The organism is uncultured Streptomyces sp. (assembly GCF_947488945.1).
Lineage (GTDB): Bacteria > Actinomycetota > Actinomycetes > Streptomycetales > Streptomycetaceae > Streptomyces.
Window position 1 is genome coordinate 21,846 of sequence record NZ_CANLBS010000036.1, and the last position, 16,424, is coordinate 38,269.

Annotated in this window: 28 protein-coding genes; 2 read left to right on the plus strand and 26 right to left on the minus strand. The window is 73.6% G+C overall.

Annotated features, from left to right (window positions below; translation table 11 throughout):
* Positions 1 to 8: 8 nt before the first annotated feature.
* From Q0994_RS32490 to Q0994_RS32530, 9 genes are all read right to left on the minus strand, one after another.
* Positions 9 to 1,802, minus strand: coding sequence for a terminase large subunit (locus Q0994_RS32490; RefSeq protein WP_299542045.1), 1,794 nt, complete (start codon positions 1,800 to 1,802; stop codon positions 9 to 11).
* Positions 1,771 to 2,229, minus strand: coding sequence for a phage terminase small subunit P27 family (locus Q0994_RS32495; protein WP_299542047.1), 459 nt, complete (start codon positions 2,227 to 2,229; stop codon positions 1,771 to 1,773). The genes Q0994_RS32490 and Q0994_RS32495 overlap by 32 nt, the downstream gene beginning before the upstream one ends.
* A 150-nt stretch (positions 2,230 to 2,379) precedes the next feature.
* On the minus strand, positions 2,380 to 3,162 hold the full coding sequence (locus Q0994_RS32500) for an HNH endonuclease (RefSeq protein WP_299542050.1): 783 nt from the start codon (positions 3,160 to 3,162) through the stop codon (positions 2,380 to 2,382).
* A gap of 3 nt (positions 3,163 to 3,165) precedes the next feature.
* Entirely contained in the window at positions 3,166 to 3,417 is a 252-nt protein-coding gene (locus tag Q0994_RS32505) for a MerR family transcriptional regulator (RefSeq protein WP_299542052.1), read from the minus strand.
* 355 nt (positions 3,418 to 3,772) lie between these two features.
* Complete coding sequence (locus Q0994_RS32510) at positions 3,773 to 4,606, minus strand: hypothetical protein (protein ID WP_299542054.1); 834 nt, start codon at positions 4,604 to 4,606, stop codon at positions 3,773 to 3,775.
* Between the two features lies 1 nt (position 4,607).
* Complete coding sequence (locus Q0994_RS32515) at positions 4,608 to 5,063, minus strand: hypothetical protein (protein WP_299542056.1); 456 nt, start codon at positions 5,061 to 5,063, stop codon at positions 4,608 to 4,610.
* A 12-nt stretch (positions 5,064 to 5,075) separates the two neighbouring features.
* Complete coding sequence (locus Q0994_RS32520; RefSeq protein WP_299542058.1) at positions 5,076 to 5,684, minus strand: hypothetical protein; 609 nt, start codon at positions 5,682 to 5,684, stop codon at positions 5,076 to 5,078.
* Positions 5,681 to 6,742, minus strand: a complete 1,062-nt coding sequence (locus Q0994_RS32525) for a hypothetical protein (protein ID WP_299542060.1) — start codon at positions 6,740 to 6,742, stop codon at positions 5,681 to 5,683. Before Q0994_RS32525 ends, Q0994_RS32520 begins: the two co-directional genes overlap by 4 nt.
* A gap of 71 nt (positions 6,743 to 6,813) precedes the next feature.
* Positions 6,814 to 6,972, minus strand: a complete 159-nt coding sequence (locus Q0994_RS32530) for a hypothetical protein (protein WP_299542062.1) — start codon at positions 6,970 to 6,972, stop codon at positions 6,814 to 6,816.
* Between the two features lie 506 nt (positions 6,973 to 7,478).
* On the opposite strand from Q0994_RS32530, the gene Q0994_RS32535 reads away from it, so the two are divergent.
* Entirely contained in the window at positions 7,479 to 7,781 is a 303-nt protein-coding gene (locus tag Q0994_RS32535; protein WP_299542064.1) for a helix-turn-helix domain-containing protein, read from the plus strand.
* 63 nt (positions 7,782 to 7,844) lie between these two features.
* Here Q0994_RS32535 and Q0994_RS32540 read toward each other — a convergent pair whose 3' ends face one another.
* The 17 genes from Q0994_RS32540 to Q0994_RS32615 form a co-directional block, all read right to left on the minus strand.
* Complete coding sequence (locus Q0994_RS32540) at positions 7,845 to 8,582, minus strand: hypothetical protein (RefSeq protein WP_299542066.1); 738 nt, start codon at positions 8,580 to 8,582, stop codon at positions 7,845 to 7,847.
* Positions 8,583 to 8,606: 24 nt separating this feature from the next.
* Entirely contained in the window at positions 8,607 to 8,837 is a 231-nt protein-coding gene (locus tag Q0994_RS34230) for a DUF6011 domain-containing protein (RefSeq protein ID WP_363325595.1), read from the minus strand.
* Entirely contained in the window at positions 8,768 to 9,067 is a 300-nt protein-coding gene (locus tag Q0994_RS32545; protein ID WP_299542068.1) for a hypothetical protein, read from the minus strand. Before Q0994_RS32545 ends, Q0994_RS34230 begins: the two co-directional genes overlap by 70 nt.
* Positions 9,064 to 9,582, minus strand: a complete 519-nt coding sequence (locus Q0994_RS32550) for a histone-like nucleoid-structuring protein Lsr2 (protein ID WP_299542070.1) — start codon at positions 9,580 to 9,582, stop codon at positions 9,064 to 9,066. The genes Q0994_RS32545 and Q0994_RS32550 overlap by 4 nt, the downstream gene beginning before the upstream one ends.
* A complete protein-coding gene (locus Q0994_RS32555; protein ID WP_299542072.1) occupies positions 9,579 to 9,833 on the minus strand; it encodes a hypothetical protein in 255 nt (84 codons plus the stop codon). Before Q0994_RS32555 ends, Q0994_RS32550 begins: the two co-directional genes overlap by 4 nt.
* A complete protein-coding gene (locus Q0994_RS32560; protein ID WP_299542074.1) occupies positions 9,830 to 10,153 on the minus strand; it encodes a hypothetical protein in 324 nt (107 codons plus the stop codon). The genes Q0994_RS32555 and Q0994_RS32560 overlap by 4 nt, the downstream gene beginning before the upstream one ends.
* 16 nt (positions 10,154 to 10,169) lie before the next feature.
* Positions 10,170 to 11,708 (minus strand): hypothetical protein, encoded by a 1,539-nt coding sequence (locus Q0994_RS32565; protein ID WP_299542076.1) that lies wholly within the window; start codon positions 11,706 to 11,708, stop codon positions 10,170 to 10,172.
* Positions 11,708 to 12,421 carry a hypothetical protein gene (locus Q0994_RS32570; RefSeq protein ID WP_299542078.1) on the minus strand — a complete coding sequence of 238 codons (714 nt, stop codon included), beginning with the start codon at positions 12,419 to 12,421 and terminating at the stop codon, positions 11,708 to 11,710. Before Q0994_RS32570 ends, Q0994_RS32565 begins: the two co-directional genes overlap by 1 nt.
* Positions 12,422 to 12,423: 2 nt before the next feature.
* Positions 12,424 to 12,873, minus strand: a complete 450-nt coding sequence (locus tag Q0994_RS32575) for a hypothetical protein (RefSeq protein ID WP_299542080.1) — start codon at positions 12,871 to 12,873, stop codon at positions 12,424 to 12,426.
* Positions 12,870 to 13,094 carry a hypothetical protein gene (locus Q0994_RS32580; RefSeq protein WP_299542082.1) on the minus strand — a complete coding sequence of 75 codons (225 nt, stop codon included), beginning with the start codon at positions 13,092 to 13,094 and terminating at the stop codon, positions 12,870 to 12,872. Before Q0994_RS32580 ends, Q0994_RS32575 begins: the two co-directional genes overlap by 4 nt.
* Positions 13,091 to 13,387, minus strand: coding sequence for a hypothetical protein (locus Q0994_RS32585; protein ID WP_299542084.1), 297 nt, complete (start codon positions 13,385 to 13,387; stop codon positions 13,091 to 13,093). Before Q0994_RS32585 ends, Q0994_RS32580 begins: the two co-directional genes overlap by 4 nt.
* On the minus strand, positions 13,384 to 13,518 hold the full coding sequence (locus Q0994_RS32590; RefSeq protein WP_299542085.1) for a hypothetical protein: 135 nt from the start codon (positions 13,516 to 13,518) through the stop codon (positions 13,384 to 13,386). Before Q0994_RS32590 ends, Q0994_RS32585 begins: the two co-directional genes overlap by 4 nt.
* Positions 13,515 to 14,165: a hypothetical protein gene (locus tag Q0994_RS32595; RefSeq protein ID WP_299542087.1), complete on the minus strand. Its 651-nt coding sequence runs from the start codon at positions 14,163 to 14,165 to the stop codon at positions 13,515 to 13,517. The genes Q0994_RS32590 and Q0994_RS32595 overlap by 4 nt, the downstream gene beginning before the upstream one ends.
* On the minus strand, positions 14,162 to 14,761 hold the full coding sequence (locus Q0994_RS32600) for a hypothetical protein (RefSeq protein ID WP_299542089.1): 600 nt from the start codon (positions 14,759 to 14,761) through the stop codon (positions 14,162 to 14,164). Before Q0994_RS32600 ends, Q0994_RS32595 begins: the two co-directional genes overlap by 4 nt.
* Positions 14,758 to 15,126 (minus strand): hypothetical protein, encoded by a 369-nt coding sequence (locus Q0994_RS32605; protein WP_299542091.1) that lies wholly within the window; start codon positions 15,124 to 15,126, stop codon positions 14,758 to 14,760. Before Q0994_RS32605 ends, Q0994_RS32600 begins: the two co-directional genes overlap by 4 nt.
* A gap of 89 nt (positions 15,127 to 15,215) precedes the next feature.
* Complete coding sequence (locus tag Q0994_RS32610; RefSeq protein ID WP_299542093.1) at positions 15,216 to 15,467, minus strand: hypothetical protein; 252 nt, start codon at positions 15,465 to 15,467, stop codon at positions 15,216 to 15,218.
* Positions 15,464 to 15,697 carry a helix-turn-helix transcriptional regulator gene (locus Q0994_RS32615; RefSeq protein WP_299542096.1) on the minus strand — a complete coding sequence of 78 codons (234 nt, stop codon included), beginning with the start codon at positions 15,695 to 15,697 and terminating at the stop codon, positions 15,464 to 15,466. Before Q0994_RS32615 ends, Q0994_RS32610 begins: the two co-directional genes overlap by 4 nt.
* A 178-nt stretch (positions 15,698 to 15,875) precedes the next feature.
* Here Q0994_RS32615 and Q0994_RS32620 point away from each other — a divergent pair, with 178 nt between their 5' ends.
* Positions 15,876 to 16,268: a helix-turn-helix transcriptional regulator gene (locus Q0994_RS32620; RefSeq protein WP_299542098.1), complete on the plus strand. Its 393-nt coding sequence runs from the start codon at positions 15,876 to 15,878 to the stop codon at positions 16,266 to 16,268.
* Positions 16,269 to 16,424: the final 156 nt, after the last annotated feature.

Sequence of the window (16,424 nt, forward strand, 5' to 3'; positions counted from 1 at the left end):
CCCTTCGGTCAGCCGATGATGCGGATTTTCGGTTCGGGTACTTCCTCGGGCTCGGCCCGCAGCAGGTGCATGGCGTAGGCGTTCAGCCCGGACGCCACCCCGTCGATGCGTTTGCTGCTGATCTGCCGGTCCGGCTTCACCGGCTTCACGTAGCCGTCCGAGTTCGTCTTCAGGCCGACGCTGTCGACGTGCCACCGCAGAATCGGGTGCCCGCCGTGCGACACCCGGTGGGAGAGCACCAGGCGCTCGAGTTGCTGGCACGGCTGGTTCAGGCCCGCGTACCCCTGCGACACCTGCTCCATCTCCACGCCGGCGTCGCCGAGCTCGGACACGGTCTCCGTCGCGTTCCACCGGTCGTAGCCGACGGCCAGGATGTTGAACCGGTCGGCCAGCTTGTCGGTGACCAGGGCGCGAACGGCCCGGTAGTCGACCACGTTGCCCTCCGTGAGCCGGAGCGCCGGCCCCTCGTGCGCGGCCGTTTTCGACCACCGTTCCAGCGGCACCTTGGTACGCCGCTCGAGGTCCCGGAGGTTGTCCTCCGGGAGCCAGAAGAACGGCACCCAGACATGCGGCTCCTCCGGATCGTCGGTCACCGGCGGGAACCAGAGGGAGAACGCGGTGAGGTCGGTGGTGCTCGACAGGTCCAGGCCGCCGTAGCAGTCGCGGCCCTCGAGGGCGGCCAGGTCCACGGGCACCGGCACGTTCGACACGGGCTCCCGCGCGCACGCGTCCCAGTGGTCCATGGACAGCCAGCGGGTCGTCTGCTTGGTGCGGACGTTCAGGTGCAGCCGCAGGTACCGGTTGAGCTGCTGCGGCGACCGGGCCGCCTGCCTCGCCTTGCCCAGCAGGTAGTCGGCGAGCACGGTGACGCCGTAGCCGGGGTTCGCGGTGCGCAGCGTGTCCTCGGCGAACGGGTCGAACCCGTCGGCCTGGTCGTCGGCGCCGAACACGACGCCGTACACCGTCGGGTCCTCGGCGTGCCCGCCGGCAAGGGTCTCGATCTCCTCGCGCTTGGTGGCGTAGATCGAGCCGGTCTCGGCCCCGTCGTCCGCCGTCGTGATGAACACGATCAGCGGCTGCGCCCTCGAGCCGGTGCCGGTCTCCAGGGCGTCCACGACGTCCGGGTTGCGGTGGACGTGGACCTCATCGATCACGCCGCCGTGCACGTTCAGGCCGTGCGCGCGCAGGCCCTCGGACGACAGGGCCCGGAAGATGCTGTGCGTGACGGGGTGTTCGAGCAGCTTGCGCTGGATCCCGCGCCGGCCCAGCTTCTTTTTGAGCGGCGGGGAGCCGGACGCCATGTTCGCGGCCGCGCGGAAGACGATGTTGGCCTGGTCGCGGTCACCGGCCGCGGCGTAGACCTCGGCTCCGGCCTCCCGGTCGGCGAACGCCAGGTACAGGCCCAGCCCGGAGCAGATGGTGGACTTGCCGTTCTTCCGGGGGATCTCGAACCACACGGTCCGGATCACCCGGTAGCCGTCCGGCCGCTTGAGACCGAAGACGGGGGCGATGAGGTAGCGGACCTGCCAGTCCATCAGCCGGAACTGGCGCCCGGCGTGACGGCCGATGAGCTGCGTCAGCAGCAGGAAGAACTTGAGCACCCGTTCGACGGCCTGCGGGTCGAACCACGTACCCGGTTCGGCGGGCAGCGGGGTGACGAGCAGCGGCCGGCGGCCCTGCGTCATCCACTCCGTGGCGTCGACCAGGCCCTCATCGACCCATCCGGCCACGGCCTGGTCGATGTCCCGCGTCAGCCGCGTACGCAGCTGCTCAGTCGAGGATCCCCGCGTCCGCGTTGCCATCGTCGTCCTCCGGCTTCACCGAGCGCAGACGCGCGGCCGGGGTGAGGAACAGCTCCTTCGCCAGCATCGCCGTCGTCGTCGCCGCCTCCCGCCAGATCTGCCACGCCGGGTTCTTCGCCGGGCCGTTGCCGGCGCGCCGCTCGGCCACCAGGTCGTCCTGCTGCAGCAGCTTCTCGGCGGCCGCGAACTTCGACCAGGCCGCGCAGTACGTGGTGAGCGCGGCGCGGTCGACCTTGGCGAGGACACCGAGCCGGTCCAGCTCGGGCACCACGCGCCGCCACTCGGCCTTCGCCTCGGTGTCCAGCCACGTCGGCGGCGACGGGGCGCCGGGCCGGGCGGCGACCCGCTTGGGTGCGGGCCGGCCGCCCGGGTTGCCGCGCAGCGCACGGACGTTGTCGGGCTGCGGGATGGGTCCACGCGTCCCCACGGCGCCTCCCCCCGGTCAGGACAGCGGCCGGCCGCCGGGGGCCGATCCTCAAAAAGGCGGTCGAAACTCGCGGTTGAGCACGCGACACCCCCGCCTGCGCTCGGGGTCCCCCCCACCGGAAAGATCGCGGACCCCCCTAGGGGGGGCGGATCACCTCGGCGGGAGGTGCTGATCTGCCCGGTGGGTGCGCCACCAGGACTCGATGGCCTCGATCGTACCGCCGGGGCGGCCGTCGCGGCGGGCCCTTCGCACGCACTCGTCCTCGGGCGTGGCGAGCACCACCACGGTCGCGTCGGGCGGGGCGAGGCGCCGCCGGTCGGCCTGGCGCGGCGCGGTGGCGATGATCCATGCGCGGTCGACGGCGTGGGCGCGGCCGAGGCGTGCGGTCACCGCGTCGCGTGCCTCGGCGATGAAGGGGGTGAGGGGGGCGGGGTGGTCCCACGGGTGGGGGGAGCCGAGGGCCTGGGCCAGGGCGTCCCAGTCCACGACCAGGTCACCGGGCTCGGCCCGGTCGCGGACGTAGGCGGACTTGCCCGAGCAGGGCGGCCCGCACACCAGAGTGACGCGGGCGGTGGTGAGGCGGGCGGGGCCGTGGCCGGCGAACCCGGTCTCACGCGCGGTCTTGGTGTCGTGGCAGGTCTTGCACATGGCCTGCAGGTTGGCCCGGTCGAACGCCAGCTGCTCGTCGCCGCGGTGCGGACGGATGTGGTCCACGACCGTGGGAGGCCGGCCGCATCCCGTACGGCACAGCGGCTCTTCGGACAGGACCTGATCGCGCAACGGCGCCCACCGGCGGTCGTCGTAGACCCATCGCCAGTCGGCCCGCTGCTGCCCGCTCTTGCGGGCCTGGGCGGGCCTGCAGGCGGGGCAGCGGCCGCGGGCGTCCCGGCGGGTCCCGCACGCGGTGCAGCGGCTCGCAGGACGGGTGGGCATCGCCTACTCCTCGCCGCCGGACGCGACCAGCCGCAGGGCGCGCCGCCGGGTGGCGAGCTCGGCGGCGGCGACGTCGGCGTAGCGGTAGAGGCGGGTGCGGCCGTCGGGGGCGAGGCCGGTGGCGGTGAGGTGTCCGCGGGCGGCCCACTGGCGGATGGTGCCGGGCCGGATGTGGGCGGCGCCGGCGGTGAGGGTCTGGCGGGCGCGGTCGGCGAGGGCGGCGGCCTGGGCGGCGGTGAGGTGGTCGAGGTCCACGGGGCTCCCTCCGGACGCAGGAGAGCCCCTGGAGGCCGGTCAGGGGCTCTCAGGGGCTCTCGTGGCACACGTGTGCTGCTGGCAAGAGTGTTACGCAGCGTGCGGATCTTGTCCAGCGGGATCGCCGGGGGTAGTGGTGCGCCCCGCCCGGACGGGGGTCTGGGCGGGGCGCTCGGGCCCGAGTGCGGTAGCAGCGCACTGGACGGTGTCGACCGTACGGGCCGGGTCTGACATTGATACTCGTAGCGCTCTACTCGGTCTTGCCCGCGGCTTTCTCGGCGTCGCGCCGGTCCTGGCTCGCGGCGTTCCGGCGGGCGAGTTCGGCGCGGCTGATCTCGGTCTGCAGGGGCATGGCTCAGGTCCTCTCGGCGGGCTGGCGGGGCGGGGTCACGGTGACCTGCGCACCCCCGTGGTGGCGGGTGACGGTCGTGTTGTTGGTGTTGTTGTTGGCGCCCTGACCTGGGGCAACAACGGCAACAGGGGGGTCGCTCGGGGCGGGGGAGGGGAGGGGCGGGAAGTCCTGCTGGTGGACGCCCTCCCGGCCGCCGATCGGGGGGACCCGTACGCCGGACCGCACGCGGACCCCGTGCCGGCCCATCAGAGTCCGGACGTCGGCGCTCTTCCACGGGGCGCGGGGGACGCCTTCGGGCGGGTCGGTGATGAGGTGATCGGCGAGGGCGGCGAGGTGGACTCCGGAGCCCTCGGTGTAGACCGCGTGGAGCACCTGTGCGACCTGGTCCAGCGTCATGGTCTGGGAGGGGTGCGGCTGGGCCTCTTCGGCTTCGGCGGCCGCGTCGCTGGCGACCGCGGCCTGCTTGGCGGAGCGCGCCGCGGCGTAGCCGAGGGCGATGGCGGCGAGCACCCAGGCGGCGCCCGCGCCGAGCGTGATGGTGGTGGTCTCCGGGAGGGCTTTGACCGCCAAGGCGGTGAGCAGCAGTCCGGCCCAGCGCAGCGCGGCGGAACCGTCCGCAGCAGCGCGGGTCCGCTTCGGCGCCGGGGTGCTGGGCTGCTCCCCCGGCTCGGTCTCCGGCTGCTCGTCGCTCTCCCCCGTGGCGGCCGCCGACGCGGCCTCCTCTTTCGCGGGCTCCGGCGAGGCCGGTTTGGTGTTGCACAGCCAGTCGACGGTCCAGCGGCTGAGCCGTCCCCAGCCGACCCACACGGCGGTCCAGAACGCGATCCAGCGCACCATGTCAGCCGCTGCCGATCATCATGAAGAACGCGGCGGCGAGCTGGCCAGGGACGCTCCAGATGGTGCCGTCGCCGGCGGACGGCCAGGTGACCGCGGCGATCAGGGCGAGGGCGGTTGCGCGGACGGGGTTGAGCGGTGCTACGAGCATGAGGAGGAGCAGCAGGGAGCACGCTGCGCCGATGCCGATCTCACCGAACGGCCCGGTGCCGCCGCCGACGCCGAGGCCGGTCCAGCCCTGTTGCACCACCTGCTCCGGGCTCCCCCAGATCTTCCCGGCGGCCATGTAGGAGGTTCCGGCGAGGAACGCAACGGTGCCGGCCTTGGCGCCGGTGTTGAGCTTGATCCAGCCCTTGCCCATCACGCCGAAGACCAGCAGGGCGGTCAGGCAGAGGGCGAGGCCGCCGGAGCCCATGAATCCGACGATCGATGCCGTGCTGTCGGGTGCTGCGAGGTACATGGTGCGGAACTCCTAGATGCCGGGTGCGTGGAGCGCGAGGGCGAGCACGGCCGAGCTGACGGGGATGCAGGCGGCCCAGCGGATGACGGGGCGCAGGGCGGGCGGGATGTAGGGCAGGCCGGGGAGGTACGAGGCGATGACGTACGCGACCAGGGCGAGAGCGACGCCGACGGGCGTGGACGCGGTGCCGGCCTGCGCGAGGAGTTCGGCCATCTGCTGGGGCAGGCCGAAGCACCATCCGGCCACGGCCGCGCCGAGGTAGTAGGTGATGGCCAGGCGGCGCCGGTGCAGGCGCTCGGCGGCCCGGTTGTCGACGGGTGGCTGCGCCCACGGGGGGAGCGGTTGGTTCACGGTGACGTGGACGCCGGGCGCGGTGGGGTCGTGGGTGGGCGGGGCCGGGTCCGGTGCGCGCCGGCCGCTGTACGTGCCGCCGGGCACGTGCCACCAGGGCCGGTCCTGCTCGCGCTGCTCGTCGTCCTGGTCGTCGTCCTCGGGGCCGGCGGCCGCCGGGGACTCGGGGACGACGTGGACCTGTACGAGGGGCGGCTGCTCCTCGATGGCGGTGGGGCCGTCGATGAAGTGGCGCAGCCGGGCGCGGATCCTGCGCTCGTCGTCGCTCACGCGGTCCGCTCCAGCTCGCGGTTGAGGATGCGGACGATGGAGGCGCGGTGCGTCGTCGGGTGGAGTTTCTGGACGTAGGACAGGACTCTGTCCCGGTCCTGGACACCGGAGGACAGGGCTGTCCTGATGCTGTCCGTGACGGTCTGGCCGGGCGGGGCGATGGAGGGCAGCGGGCGCTCTGACCTGCTGTCTCGCGTGTCCAGGGGGTTGTCCAGGCTGTCCAGGACAGCCAGGACAGCGGTCTCGTCGTAGTCCAGGCCGAGGGCGTCGAGGTGGGTCAGGACGTCCTCGTGGGACACGTCCGGGACAGTGTCCAGGACAGCCCGGACAGCGGACCGGACAGTCGGGGACAGGTGTCCCAGCGTGTCCTGGCCGCTGTCCTGCGGGGCGGCCGCCGCGGGGAGCGGCGGGGCGTAGGCGGCGGCCTGGGCCTGGAGCCGGGCGAGGTGGCGGGTGCGGGCGGCGAGGGCGAGGGCGGCGCCGATCTCGGCGTCCTCCTGCTGGAGCCACGCGCGGGTGCGGCCGGGCAGCGGCCGCGCCTGGTGGTCCATCACGACGCTGAACATCTTCTTGGCGACGGCGGAGACGGCGGCCCCGGCAAGGCCGACGTACAGGGAGTCCTCGGCCCAGCCGTGGGCGGCGACGGCGGCCATGTCGAGGAGCAGGAAGACGGTCCCGGCGCTGCGGGGGCCGGCGGCGCGCTGGTGGTCGTACCGGGCGGACCATTCCAGGGCCATGCAGATCATCCAGCCGAGCGCGAACGCCGAGGCGCACAGGTAGGCGATGGGCGCGGCGATGGCGCGGGCGAGGTAATCGCCGATGCTCGCGGTCGACCAGACCAGGGCGACGGCGAGCAGGGCGACGGCGGCCGCCAGGGCGGCGGTGGTGACGATGTGGTCCCAGTCCTTCGGCAGGACGGGCACCTGCACCGTGTACTCCTCCTCCACCAATTTCGTGCGCCCGTTCACGGTGTGCGGGACGAGACGGGTGCGGGTCTCGGGGCGGTACTTCACGCCGGGCAGCTGCTGCTGCTCCGTCGCGGCGGGTTCGGTGGTCACGCTGCTCCTCCGGGAACGGCGAAGGGCGGCCGGGCGCGCGGCGGTGCGCGCGCCCGGCCGTACGGGCGGTGTCAGTGGCCGGCGGCGGCGGCGTTGCCGTGGGCGCGGGCGAGCGTGAGCGCGTTCCGGGCATCGGCCTCGCGGTCGGCGCGTCCGGCGTAGTCGTCGGCGGCCTGGCGGTGGAGCTCGGCGACGCGCTCGGCCGCGGTGGGCTCCTGCTCGGCGGCCATCAGAGGCCGGCCCGCTTGAGGAGCTGCGTGCCGTACTCGGCGCGGGTGATCGGCGCGGGGGGCTCGGGCCAGTCGAGGCGGGGCATGTGGCGCAGCAGGCGGCCGACGGCGGCGGTGGTGCGGGGGGAGCCGATGCCGTGGACGTCGGCGGCGGCGCGCCCGGCGTGGGCGAGGCGGGGTGACCTCGCGCATGCGCAGGGTCGGCTGCACGGTGCAGAGGGTCCGGCCGATCCGGACCAGCAGGCTGCGCGTCTCGGTGTCGAGCGCGGTGCGGGCCTGGGCGAGCATCAGATTCATGTCGGGGTCCGACGCGGTTGCGACGGTGGCGCGGATACGATCGCGCATGTCTGCCTCCTGGTGTCATCAGGTGGTTGGCGGGCCCCGGCCGGAGGTGCGAACTCCGTGCCGGGGCTGTTGTGCATCAGCAGTGCGGACTGCTTGCCCAGAACTGTAGGGGCCCCCTACAGTTCTGGCAAGCAGCACGCCCGAAACGGAGAGGTGCGGCTGTGAGCGAGGAGGAGGTGCGGCAGGTGTCGGACGCCCTGGATGCCGTGGAGCGCATCGCGGACCCGGAGGCGCGAGTGCGCGCCAAGAGCCGGATCATGGCTGATCAAGTCCGCAGGAACCGTGAGTGGTCGGCGGAACGCAGTGCGCTGATCCGGGATCTGTGGGACGGCGGGAACGGATTGTCCTACCGAGAGATCGCCGCGCGGCTGGACATCAAGCTCAGCACCGTGCAGGACGTGTTCCGCGCGTACAAGGGTTCTGGTGCCCACCGGCCACGGGTCTCCAAGCCGCCGACCGAGTAGCGCCCCCGCGCACAGCTGCGCCCCGCCCAGGACCGTTGGGCGGGGCGCAGCTGTGTCTGCAGGCTAGGCGGCCGGCGCGTGCGGAGTGGTGTGCTGCGCGGCCGCCATGAGGACGGCGAGGTGCATGACCTGGTCGCGGTGGGCGGCGTACGCGGCGGGCAGCAAGCGGTGTCCGCACGCCTCGCAGCCGATGTGCTGCTCGCCCTCGCGCCGGGCGAGCCCGAACGCGGTGCAGGCCGGGCAAGGGGCGTCCATCGGGGTGCGGCGGGGCCGGGTGTCCGTGATCCGCTGGATCCTGGCCACCAGGTCCTCGAGCTGGCGGTAGAAGTCCTCGGCCCACGGGCGGGTCGCCGCGTACGGCAAGTACCGCTGCAGCCACGTGGTCCAGGCGGTGATGCCCGTGCCGGAGCGGGGCCGGGCGTCGGTGCACCGGTCGATGCGCACGGTGCCGTGGGCGTCGGTCCAGACCGCCGGGACCTCGGTCGCCAGGTACCGGGCCCACCCCGCAAGCAGCGCGCCGATCGGAATTCCGCCGGCCTGGTCGCCATGCGGGTCCACGACCGGGACGGGCTGGCCGGGGCCGAGGAGATCCAGGGCGCGGACGTCGACCGGGAGCGGGGAGTGGGCGCGGCCGGACCCGCCCCGCTGCGCCGGCCCCGTGGTGGGCACCAGGGCGGCGCGCAGGAGCGGCAGGGTTCGGGGGATGCCGCCCAGCCAGGTGTGCACCCGGTAGGTGCACGCGTCGCACAGGTAGCAGGCGGCGGGGGCGTGCTGGTGGCAGATGCTGCAGGTGTTGTCCATGGCGTGCTCCGGTGGTGCGGCGGGTCAGAGGTAGGGCCCGGTGGGGACGTCCGTCATCGGGCGGGACAGGACGTCCTGGCGGGTCGGGCGGCGGGTGCGGCGCTCGCACACCGGGCCGGTCCCCCGGAGGCGGGAGACCGGGTCGGTGAGGGGGCGGCCGCACACCGTGCAGGGCCGGGCGGCGGTCACCGGCGCACCGCGTCGGCGCAGTCGTGGTGTGCGCGGCCGCCGCTCAGGAACCCGGACTCGCAGCACCAGGCGGGCCAGCGGTTCGCGTCGGCTGCGCGCCGGGCGTCGGCGTGCAGCTCCTGCAGGTCCTCGGCGGTCCGGCGTACGTAGCTGCCGTAGCTCATGCAGAGCAGGGTCAGCAGCAGGCACAGAACGGCCTCGGGGGCCTGGTGGCCGGTGAGGTAGTGGATGCCGGCGGTGAGCGCGGCGACGGCGGCCACCGCGAGGACGACGTAGCGAACGGTCGAGGCGATCACCGGGCACCGCCAGCGGTCGCGGCGCGCCAGGCGTCGACCACGGCGGCGGGCAGCGACCCGCGGTCGGGCACCGGCAGGCCGGCCTTGCGCGCCCATGCCCGGACCGCGGCCTGGTCGTACCTGGGCGCCGGCGACTTCCGCTTCGGGCGAAGCTCCTCCTTGCGGGCGCGGACGGCGGCGAGCTCGGCGACCAGGCGCTGCTCCTCGGCGTCGGCGGCCGCCAGCTCGGCGTCCGCGGCGTGGAGCTGGCGGAGCTCGCCGAGCAGCGTCCGGGCCTGCTCCCCTTTGCGGGCCACGGTCTTGGTGGTGTGCTTCTCGGCCCAGGCGAGGAGTTGCCCGACGCTGATCTGCACGGGGCCGGTGGTCTGGGGCTGCTGCGGTTCGCGCGGGCCCGTGAACGGTGACGACTGCATGTGCTGTCTCTTTCTGGCGGTGTGCGGGATGGGTGGTGCCGGGTGGCGGCGGACGTCGGGCTGCTCCTGGTCCAGGAGCAGCAGCAGGGCGGCGATCGTCACCGGGCGGGCGGGACGGGCGGGTGGCCGGTCTTGGCGGCGCGGGCGGCGAGCTCCCGGTCGGCTGCGGCGGCGCGGGCGGCGAGCTCCGGCCGGGTGCCGGTCCGCCAGCCGTCCAGTGCCTTGGCGAGCGTCTGGACGCGGTCGGCGACCGCCGGGTCCGGATCGCCCGGACCCCGGAGGCTGCGCGGCCCGCCGAACGTCCCGGCCGGCCACTCCTCCCCGGCCTTCACCGCCGCGGCGTCCGCGCTCATCCCTGTGCCCGCTGCCACGGCACCGGCCGCACACCCGCACGCTCCCGCTGCCCCGTACCGCTGCTGCGCCTCGGCGGCGGGGAGGCGCACGTGGCGTGGTGCGGCATCGCGCGCCATTCCTGCGGGCGCGGCTCGGGGTGGGCTTTGGTGAGGCTGCGGACGTACAGCAGCCCGTCCGTCCCTTGCGTGACGGCCAGGTTCCCGGCGTCGTCGGGCGTCGCGTTCACCGGCTGGCGGCGGCCGTTGGCGGTGGTGAGGGCCCAGCAGATGACGGCGGAGCAGCGTCGGCAGCGGACGAGGTGCTGGCGGGTCGGTCCCATCGGGATCTCCTGTCTGTCAGGTGAGGTGGGGCAGGACGCGGGCCCCGCCGTACGTGCGGATCGCGGCGGCCGCGCCGTGCTCGGCGACGAACCGGCGGACGTCGTCGGGGCTGTCGCCGGGCGGCGAGCCGGGGTCGGGTGGCGGTGGAGCGGGCGGGGGCCAGGGGAGCCACCGTCCGCTGTCCGCCGGCGGAACCGGCGGCGGGGGTGGGGGTGGTGGAGCGGGGGCGGGCGAGGGCTCCTCGATGGCGGCCGCGGCCGCGCCGGGGTCGTAGCAGCCGGGGCACGGCGCGCCGGTGGTCCAGGTGAACCCGGACTCGCAGGAGTCGAGGTGGCAGCCGTGGCGGACCAGGGCGGCGCCGAGGATCCACCGGCCGATGTCCCGGGGTTCGTCGGTGAGGGCGTAGCGCAGGCGCAGCCGGTCGGTCAGGCGCTCTTCGCCGGTCCCGGCGCAGAGCTGGCGGCCGATGTCCTGGCCGATGCGGCGCAGCACGTACGTGCTGATTTCCGGGAGGTGGTGGCGTACGGGTTCGAGGACCCGCCACACCCGTGGCGAGAGCTGCAGTCCCGGCCCGCGGTACGTGCCACCGTTGGCGCTGCTGCGCTTTTCGCCGTGAGCCGCGCGGCGGACCGTCGGACCGGCCACCGGGTTTTCCACAGGGGTGGCCCGGTAGCTACCCGCGTTTCGCCTCCGGCGGATCCCAAGATCCACCTGCCCGACGCCGTCAGTAGAGGGGGAGGTGTCTTCCTTAGACGCGAGGGACCCGTCATGATCGGCCGGGCCCGACCCGTCATGGGTGTCCGCACTCGGCTGCGGGGCGCGGGCGGCGGGCAGGTCGTCGGCAGGGACGGCGTGCAGCGGGTGGGTGTGGACGGTGACGGTGTGGCGGCCGCGCTCCCCGGCGCGCCGGCCGAGGCTGATCCAGCCGGACGCCTCGAGGTCGTCCAGGAGCCGCAGGCCCGTCTTCGGGCCGAGCGGCTTCCCGGCCGCCTTGCCGGTGTGGTGGAACAGCTCTCCGGCGAGCTCGGCGCCCGTGACGGGCAGGTGCTTCGCGGTGGCGCGGGCCAGGTGAAGGTAGGCACGGAAGCGGCGCGGGGACAGGGCCTCGGCGACCATCACCGGGACTTCGAGGGCCGCCTGCGTGCGGGGCACCAGGCGGGCGTAGCGCAGGGCGGAGCGGCCCTTGCCGCCGCGGTGGGTGCGCTGCTTGGTGAACAGCCACGGTTCGTCGCCGTCGGGGCCGGGCCGGTTGAGGTGGGTCAGGCCGCGCTCCACGGCGGAGGCGGACATGCCGAGCGTGTCGGCGAGTTCGGAGACGTGCGCGGTGCACGGGTCCTGACCGGGACGGGCGCCGGGGAAGCTGCGGCGGGCATCCAGCGCAGCGACCTTCGCGTAGACGCTGACGGCCTCGTCGTTGAACTCGTGGCCGCGGTAGAGGGCTTCGGGGATCCACACGGTCTGCTCGCTGCGCCGGCGGGGCCGGTTGAAGCGAACGCCACCGGCCCCGCCGCGGATGCGGCGGGGCTCGGCGGCAGCGAGCAGAACGGCGGACATCAGGCCGACGGCTCCGAAGGGGTGGAGTCGGCCCAGGCGGCGGCCAGTTCGCGCTCGCGGGCCCGGCGGGGCTCGAGGAGCACGAAACTCAAGGCCCGCTGCGCAAGCAGCCCGTAGGCGAATGCGGCGCCCGCGAGTCCTTCCGCGACGTCGATGGCGGCGTGCATCTCTCCGGCCTCGTGCTCGGAGACGTAGTCCCGGCCCGCCAGGTCCTCGGCGTACTCCGACGCGCCGGCCCGGCGGACGACCTCTTCGTACGCGGCGGTCAGAGCCGTGGCACCGGCGTACCGGTCGAGTGGCGGGATGGTCATGCCGCGCGGCACCGGGGACCGGTCCTCGTCCACCTGGAACGCAACCACCGGCGGCGTGCCGCCCTCCAGTACCGTCCGGATCGCCCAGGCCGTGCCCGACGCGTACAGCAGAGCCGAGTCCTCGAAGTGACCGCGCATCTTCGTCTCGGTGTCCCGGTACGTCCGGGACAGCAGGTGGAGTGCGCGGTCGTGCGGGGCCGTGGTGAACGGGCGGCCGTGCACGGTGGTGCGGCCCTCGATCCCGATGCGGCCCTCGTGGGTCCGGCGGCGGTCGTAGTCGACGCTGCTCACGGCGAGTTGCGCGGCGCCGAGCGCGGTCCGGTACTCCGTTGCCGTCTCGTACAGCGCGTACACGCTGTCGAACAGCGATTCCGTCCAGTACTGCTCACGCTTCCTGGGCATGATCACTTTCCGTTCTTCGGGGCGCGCCGGCGCAGAGTGGTGACGGCGTGCTGGGGGATGTGGGGTCGGAGGTCGCCGCGGTCGTAGTCGCGGCCGCCGGTGCAGCTCACCCAGCCGCGCTGCTCGAGGGCCCGCAGCGCGACGACGACCTGCGGCACGGCGAGGCCGGTGCCCTCGGCGAGGCCCTGCAGACGCGGCTGCAGGCGGGTGGGGATGTGGCCGGTGCGGTAGTTGCCGTGGGAGGCGAGGACCAGGGCGACGAGCCGGGTGTTCGGCGTCATGCCGGAGGCGCAGACGGCGCGGGTGTACTCGACGCGGAACCGGTCGCCGTCGGCGAGGCGGGCCGGGGCGAGCAGTGCGGCCAGGCGCTCGGCGGCGCGGCGGGCGGCGGGCGACGTCGCGGCGAGGTCGGCCGGGGACGGCGGGCGCGGGTCGGTCAGGGTCAGGGTCACGGTCGCTCCTGTTCGTGCGGTGGTGCGGGTTCGTCGGTGGTGCGGAGGTTGAGATAGCTGCCGGCGGGCCACCCGGGGCCGGGCTGCGGCTCCGGGTGGCCGGCGAGGGCGGCGGGGGTGTGCAGGTCGCACCGGAGACCGGTCAGGTACGGGCGGGCGTAGGCCAGGCCGTGCGGCCCGCGGTGGTGGTCGCACGGCCTGCGGCGGCGGCGAGCTGTCACCGGTCGGCGGGGTTGGCCACGTGGTCGCACTGGGTGCAGACCAGGCCCGCGCTGGTCACGCGGTGTCGCCGGGTCAGGTGCGCGCACCGGACGGTGTGGCACGGCATGTGGATGTCCGTTTCGGAGTCCACCACCGGCGCCTCGTCCTGGTCGTCGTCGTCGGTGTACGGGCTGACCGAGCAGCCGCACCGCGCGGACACGGAGGCGACGGCCAGGGCACGGATTGCGCGGATGAGGATCCAGGCGAGCCCGGCACTCACGACGACCGCCGCGGCGCAGAGGAGAAGGTTCATCGGGTGCCGCCCTTGCGGTGGAGATGGGTGTGGGTGAGGCGGCGATCGGCGGCCCATCCGACGGCGATCCAGCCGCCGACGGCCAGGCCGAGCACGATCAGCGCGACGAGTAACGAGCCTTCGTCGGTCACTCGTCGGCGTCCGGGTCGTACGCGGCCTGGACCTCGATCGGCGTGACGGTGTAGCCGGTCGGCTCCTCGTCGCCGCCGGCGACCTCAACGACCAGCTCCATCGGCTCGAGCGGGTCCTCGTCGTCGCCGATCCAGTCGAACGTCAGGGCGACGTCCTCCGGGTACTCGCGGCTGAGGGCGGTCTCGCAGCAGCGGCGGGCCTCGGCGGGCGTGGCGTAGACGCCCATCCCGATGGCGTCGTGGTGCGCGCGGTAGACCAGGGACGGCGGGGCGGCGACGTCGACACCGGCGAGGTGTGCGAGGGCGGTCACCCAGGACGCGGTCTCCGCCGCGGTGCCGTCGCCGGTCACGACCAGGCCGTCGAGGATCCGGCGCCCGGTGGGCTGCTCGCGGAGCGCGCGGGCCAGCCCGGTCAGGATCAGGTGAACCGGAGTGAACGCCGCCGCGGCCGAGGCCGCGGTGTCCTTCTCCGTGTCGACGTGGTCGGCGAGGCGGTGCGCCAGCCCGAGGGCGCTACCGGACCAGGAGTCCCGGCGCTCGTAGCCGAGCTCGATGTACTCATGGGTCACGGTGACGCGGGTCGCGGCCTCGTCGGCGCCGGGAATCAGTGCGGCGATCGCCTGCGCGAGGGCGGTAGGACGGCTCATGCCGACACCCCGGCGATCCACTTGGCGGCCGCAGCGACGGTGGCCAGTCCCTCCGAGGCGTGCGCCCAGCGGACGGGGTTGCCCAGCCCGTATTGCCCGGACGGGTCGGGAACGGCGGTGGCCTCCCACTTCACGCCGCGGCGGGGGCCCCTCGCCTTGTGAATGGTGCCGATGACGTTGTCGGCGGTGACGCGGTCGACGCGGGTCCGGGTGACGACGTAGCCTTCGGGCTCCTCGTGTTCACCGTGGCCCCAGCCGAACAGCAGCGGCTCGCCCGGGTACAGCCACAGTCCGCCGGCCTTCTTGGGCGGCTGGCCGTAGCCGAGGGCCTTCGTGCTGGTCTGCCGGAACCCGTCGCTGTCGCCGGACATGATCCGGGCGTGGCCGCAGGAGCTGCAGACGATGCGGACGCTCGTCTTCTCGTACCGGTCTCCGTGCCCGCACTCCGCGGCCGGGCACCCGTGGGGCTGGGTCGCCGCTCGGTCCCGGAACGCGTTGGGTTCGGTGCGGACGTCGATGGTCCACTGCGGCGTGGCGCACCCCGGTTTGTGGGCCAGCTCGTCCCACCCGAGGTAGGTGTCCTGGAGCAGCGTCATCCCGTCACCGCCGAGTTGGCGTCGGTGGGGTTGGTCGTCCAGATGGTGACGTTGACGCCGTCGACCGGGACGACCGCGGTGTACGTGGTGCCGGCGGCGGAGGAGAGTTCCGACACCGCGACGTCGTACGCCCTGGCGATCTCCAGGAGCGGGGCCAGGAGCAGGTAGTGGACGTTCCCGGTGTGCTGGCCGCCGCCGATGTCCGTCTGCGTCACGCAGTACGGCGCGGCCGCGGTGGGAATCCCGATCGCCGTCCAGGTGGCGGTCGTCGCCAGCTGCAAACCCGCCTTCCAGGCGGGCATCGGGGTGGGCTCGTCCTCGGCGGCCAGTGCCGTCGGGGCCGGGGCGTGGGTAAGGTTCTGCACGGTGTACCTCGGATCTTGTTGGAGAGGTGTGCCGGTTGAGGGGCTGCTCACGGACCGGCCAGGGTCCGGGGCGGCCCCACTTGCGTTGGTCAGCCGGTCTTCCTGTGGTGCCGCTTCGACGGCTGAATGCCTGCGAGGGCAAGCGGCGCGGCGTTGGTGGATGTCTGCGCGTCGCAGGGACGAATCCGGAACATGTCCTTGATCGCCTCGAGCTCTGTTTCGTCGAAGCTGACCGATCGGCCCATGCGCTGGTGTGGCAGTTTCTGCAGGTTCTCTGTCAAGAAGTGAGGCCGGCAGCGGAGGTATTTGGCCGCCTCTTCGAGGTCGTAGTTCTGGCTCACGCGTCCGCGCCTCCCTCGGCGTCTACGTCCAGGACGTCGGCGATTCCGAGAACGCGGGCCAGGTCGGCGCGCAGGCGGGGCCGGGGCTGCGCCATGCCCCGTTCAATCCGGCTGAGCTGGCTGTTGTGCACCTTGACGCCTGCCTCGGCGCACTTCGCCACGACGTCTTCCAGCGTCATCCCGAGTCGTAGGCGCTGCTGTCGCAGTGCCCCTGCGTTCGTTTGTGCCATGCTGCGCAGATTAGGCCAGACAGAACGCAGAATGCAACAGAGCTGCGTTGTTCTGTGTGTCTGGAACGTCGCTCTTGACGGCCAGGTCGCCCTAACCAACAGGCTTGATCTGCGCTAATCTGCGTCAGGTCGCCCAGCAGGAGGCGCGCCGTAGTCGTCACGAAAGGGCGTCGTGTCCATGCCTGAGCAGCTGTCGCCGCTCGACGGTGAGATGAACGCCCGCCGTCTCCAACTGGGTATGGCGTGGAAAGAGGTGGCGACGACTGCCGGCATCTCGTACGAGACGCTGCGCGCCGTGCGCAAGGGCGAGACCTCCGGCGCGCCCCTGACCCTCCGGAAACTGGAGCAGGCCCTGCGCTGGGCGCAGGGCAGCATCCAGCGCGTGGAGCGGGGCGGGAAACCCGTCCCTGCCGACGCGGGAGAGGCGTCCGCCAGCGCTCCGGCGCCGGAACAGTCTGACCCTCGGGCGGCGGCCGTGCTCACGATCCTCGAGGGCCTGCCGCCCAGGGTGCAGCGAGAGGTCCTTGCCCGGTTGAACGAGATGGCCTCGGATGCCGGTTCCAGCGCATGACAAGGGCGTGTTCCCACGGGAACACGCCACCCCGCTGAACCCCGCCGAACGCCCCTCGAAACCCCTCGAAGCTCGAAGGAAACCCCACCTCAGAGGCTAAATGCCTGGTCAGCGCGGTGCGCGGGTCGGGTTCGAGTCCGGTTCCGGGCACTCCGC